This window comes from Erwinia sp. 009765445, from assembly GCF_058137865.1.
The window spans coordinates 170,398-174,237 of record NZ_JBYUWC010000013.1 but is presented as its reverse complement, the minus strand read 5'-3'; the positions used below and the strand labels follow the sequence as shown (position 1 = coordinate 174,237).

Here is a 3,840-nt window from a genome sequence, read left to right as displayed (position 1 = left end):
GTGGTGGGTGATGACGGGCTCGAACCGCCGACCCCCTCCGTGTAAAGGAGATGCTCTACCAACTGAGCTAATCACCCATCCTGAGGAATTCTGGTCTTGCTTCACACTGCGTAGCCACCTTTTAGAGTGGTGGGTGATGACGGGCTCGAACCGCCGACCCCCTCCGTGTAAAGGAGATGCTCTACCAACTGAGCTAATCACCCCCGCTGTGTGGAGTCGCATTATAGGGATCGCGGGAAATGAGTCAACGGTTTTTAAAACGAAAATGTGCGTTCGTCTTAAAATTAAACAAGATGTTGGGGTTTTGTGCAAAAACAGCAGCCTGCTGTTGTCTTTTCCACCGAAGACGGTATGGAAGCCGGGGAATGCCGTTGAGGATTCGTCTTCAGATGGTAGAATGTTGCCCACTTTCTTTTGGTCTTTATCAGACCTCCCCGGCGATGGCCGATTCTGATAGCGTAATAAGGCAGCTGTTAATGAAAATCAAAACCCGCTTTGCACCCAGCCCGACCGGCTACCTGCACGTTGGCGGCGCTCGTACCGCACTGTACTCCTGGCTGTTCGCCCGCAATCAGGGCGGTGAGTTCGTGCTGCGTATAGAAGACACGGATCTGGAACGCTCCACTCAGCAAGCTATCGACGCGATCATGGATGGTATGAACTGGCTGAGCCTCGACTGGGATGAAGGCCCGTACTACCAGACCAAACGCTTTGACCGCTATAACGCGGTGATTGATGACATGCTGACAGCGGGCACGGCCTATAAATGCTACTGCTCGAAAGAGCGTCTGGAAGCGCTGCGTGAAGAGCAAATGGCGAATAATGAGAAGCCTCGCTATGACGGCCGCTGCCGCGACAGCCACGAACATCATGCTGATGACGAACCTTGTGTGGTTCGCTTCCGCAACCCGCTGGAAGGCTCGGTTATTTTCGACGACCAGATCCGTGGCCCGATCGAATTCAGCAATCAGGAGCTGGACGATCTGATCATTCGTCGTACCGACGGCGCGCCGACCTATAACTTCTGCGTGGTGATCGATGACTGGGATATGCAGATCACCCATGTGATCCGCGGTGAAGACCACATCAACAACACGCCGCGCCAGATCAACATTCTTAAAGCGATCGGTGCTGAAGTGCCGGTTTACGCTCACGTTTCGATGATCCTCGGCGACGACGGTAAAAAACTCTCCAAACGCCACGGTGCGGTAGGTGTGATGCAGTACCGGGATGACGGCTACCTGCCGGAAGCATTGCTGAATTATCTGGTGCGTCTGGGCTGGTCCCACGGCGATCAGGAGATTTTCAGCATTGAGGAGATGAAGCAGCTGTTCGATCTGGATGCAGTCAGCAAATCTGCCAGTGCGTTTAACACTGAAAAACTGCAGTGGCTGAACCATCACTATATTAACAGCCTGGCTCCGGAATACGTTGCCACCCACCTGCAGTGGCATATCGAGCAGGAAAAAATCGATACCCGCACCGGTCCTGAACTGGCGCAGCTGGTCAGGCTGCTGGGCGAACGCTGCAAAACGCTGAAAGAGATGGCTGCTTCCTGCCGCTATTTCTATGAAGACTTCAGCGAATTTGACGCCGATGCGGCTAAAAAACACCTGCGTCCGGTGGCCCGTCAGCCGCTGGAAGTGGTACGTGACAAACTGTCTGCTATTACTGACTGGACTGCTGAAAACGTGCATGACGCCATTCAGGGCGCGGCCGATCAGCTGGAAGTGGGAATGGGCAAGGTTGGCATGCCGTTGCGAGTTGCGGTGACCGGTGCCGGCCAGTCTCCGGGGCTGGATGTCACGGTACAGGCTATCGGCAAGTCCCGCTCCATCGCGCGTATTGAGAAAGCGCTGGTCTTTATCGCGGAACGCGAAGCCCAGGCTTAATCAGCGACACTGCAGAAATGACAAACCGGCCAGATGGCCGGTTTTTTTTACTTCTCTGGCTGGCCGATTTCCAGACGGAGCAGCATGCCTTGTATGCCTTCACGTAACAGTAACGAGTAAAGCTGTTCCTGTTCTTCCGTGTTCATTTGTTGGATGGAAGTCATCAGAAGAGCGGGAAGGGAGTTTTGTGTCACGCGGTAAGTCGCGGTTGGCTCGGCAACGTGTCGGGTAGACTTTAAAAAGTTTCTGACGTTTTCATCAATATGGATCATACGGGCTTTGCCGCCCTGAACACCGGGTTTTGGCACCGTTGTCCATTGCTCTTTCTTAACCCATTTATTGATGGTTTGCCGACTGAAACCCGTTTCCTGCGCCAGTTCTTCTGGCGTTAACCATTCCTTTTTCATTATGCAATATCCTTTTTGCGTTTATTTGTAACGGGTACATATTACAGGAAATTGTTGTGTGAACAACTAACAGGAGGGACTAATAATTGACATATCTCAGGAAAGCAACCCCTCTGCAGGATGGCAGAGGGGAAAAAATCAGCGGGAGGCGGTAACCGACTCATTCTGAGGACGCCAGGCCAGGTAGTAAGCCAGGCCGACAAAAACCCCACCACCAATAGCATTACCTAAAAATACTGCAATAAAATTAGGCAGATAATCCGCCCAGCTCATCTGACCGGCAAAGATGGCGGCAGGGATAATAAACATGTTCGCCACCACGTGCTGGAAGCCAATGGCCACAAACGCCATCACCGGGAACCACATGCCGAAAATTTTTCCCACCACGTCTTTACTGGCAAAGGCCAGCCAGGTCGCCAGGCAAACCAGCCAGTTACAGCCAATACCGGAAATAAAAGCGTGCATAAAGTCGGCATGTACCTTGGCGTTAGCAATAGCCACGCTCTTTTTCAGATAGTCCCCCTCTGTCATGCCCAACAGGTGACCAAAGAACCACGCTACCGCGATGCTGCCGATAAAGTTGGCCAGAGTCACCCAGAACCAGTTGCGCAGCACGCTGTACCCGCTGACCTGACGGGCAAACCAGGCGATTGGCAATGTCATCATATTGCCGGTCAGCAGTTCACCGCCTGCCAGCACGGTCAGGATAATCCCCACCGGGAACACCGCAGCGCCCAGCAAGCCGCCAAAGGAACCCCATTCAGCAGGGAGCTGATTGATGACGTGAATATCCAGCAGGAATCCGGTAGCGATAAATGCGCCGGCCAGGAAACCGAGGATCAGTAAAGAAGGAATGGATAAATGACTTTTGGTGACGCCAGACTGGATGGCGACCGCTGCGATTTCTTTCGGTGAATGCAAGGACATAGTGGCTCTGATTCTTATGGAGTAGAAGAAAGAATGGCCGGCTCCGTCGCGTTGACAACGCGCGCATCCAGCGCTGAGAGGGGTCCGGCATTCGAAAACGCGGGCAGTTTTGCACGAGAATTTAACAAAAACAAGCGCCAGTCAGCGCTGTGTTTAACGCCTTATTTACATGATTGCCATTGTGAGTCTGTGATTGCAGCCGTATCACTACATAATTGCACTCTGCGCATCATTTTCTCGCATATAGCTGGCGAGTGTTGGTGGTTTGTGCTGACCGTCTGCTGGACAGATCAGGCATTTATTCAGCGCCTTGGCGGCTTTTTCAGCGATCAACCACAGATTGGCAATTTGCCGTTGACACCACCGGCGCTGTTTCATATTATCCCCGCCGTCGAGACGACAAGGTTTTTCGGTTCGGGGGTATAGCTCAGCTGGGAGAGCGCTTGCATGGCATGCAAGAGGTCAGCGGTTCGATCCCGCTTATCTCCACCAAATCTTCACCAGTAGGTTTGGTCCTGAAAAACAGTTTTTTGTAGTGGGGGTATAGCTCAGCTGGGAGAGCGCTTGCATGGCATGCAAGAGGTCAGCGGTTCGATCCCGCTTATCTCCACCAA

At 52.8% G+C, this 3,840-nt stretch carries 4 protein-coding genes and 4 tRNA genes; 4 read left to right on the top strand and 4 right to left on the bottom strand.

The window, feature by feature from the left end; all coding sequences use genetic code 11:
• Position 1: 1 nt before the first annotated feature.
• Both AC3Y5R_RS15890 and AC3Y5R_RS15885 read right to left on the bottom strand, forming a co-directional pair.
• A tRNA-Val gene (locus AC3Y5R_RS15890) sits at positions 2 to 77 on the bottom strand.
• Between the two features lie 50 nt (positions 78 to 127).
• Positions 128 to 203 (bottom strand) — tRNA-Val (locus tag AC3Y5R_RS15885).
• A 273-nt stretch (positions 204 to 476) separates the two neighbouring features.
• On the opposite strand from AC3Y5R_RS15885, the gene gltX reads away from it, so the two are divergent.
• Positions 477 to 1,892, top strand: a complete 1,416-nt coding sequence (gltX, locus tag AC3Y5R_RS15880; protein WP_489922139.1) for a glutamate--tRNA ligase — start codon at positions 477 to 479, stop codon at positions 1,890 to 1,892.
• A 47-nt stretch (positions 1,893 to 1,939) separates the two neighbouring features.
• On the opposite strand, the gene AC3Y5R_RS15875 is transcribed toward gltX, so the two are convergent.
• Both AC3Y5R_RS15875 and AC3Y5R_RS15870 read right to left on the bottom strand, forming a co-directional pair.
• The gene (locus AC3Y5R_RS15875) at positions 1,940 to 2,299 is read right to left on the bottom strand and encodes a YfeC-like transcriptional regulator (protein WP_158784198.1); all 360 of its coding nucleotides are present in this window, start codon (positions 2,297 to 2,299) and stop codon (positions 1,940 to 1,942) included.
• A 138-nt stretch (positions 2,300 to 2,437) separates the two neighbouring features.
• A complete protein-coding gene (locus AC3Y5R_RS15870; RefSeq protein ID WP_489922138.1) occupies positions 2,438 to 3,226 on the bottom strand; it encodes a formate/nitrite transporter family protein in 789 nt (262 codons plus the stop codon).
• A gap of 33 nt (positions 3,227 to 3,259) precedes the next feature.
• On the opposite strand from AC3Y5R_RS15870, the gene AC3Y5R_RS15865 reads away from it, so the two are divergent.
• From AC3Y5R_RS15865 to AC3Y5R_RS15855, 3 genes are all read left to right on the top strand, one after another.
• The gene (locus AC3Y5R_RS15865; protein ID WP_489922137.1) at positions 3,260 to 3,652 is read left to right on the top strand and encodes a hypothetical protein; all 393 of its coding nucleotides are present in this window, start codon (positions 3,260 to 3,262) and stop codon (positions 3,650 to 3,652) included.
• Positions 3,643 to 3,718: transfer RNA gene (locus tag AC3Y5R_RS15860), tRNA-Ala, on the top strand. Before AC3Y5R_RS15865 ends, AC3Y5R_RS15860 begins: the two co-directional genes overlap by 10 nt.
• 45 nt (positions 3,719 to 3,763) lie before the next feature.
• Positions 3,764 to 3,839 (top strand) — tRNA-Ala (locus AC3Y5R_RS15855).
• The last annotated feature ends 1 nt before the right edge of the window (position 3,840 follow it).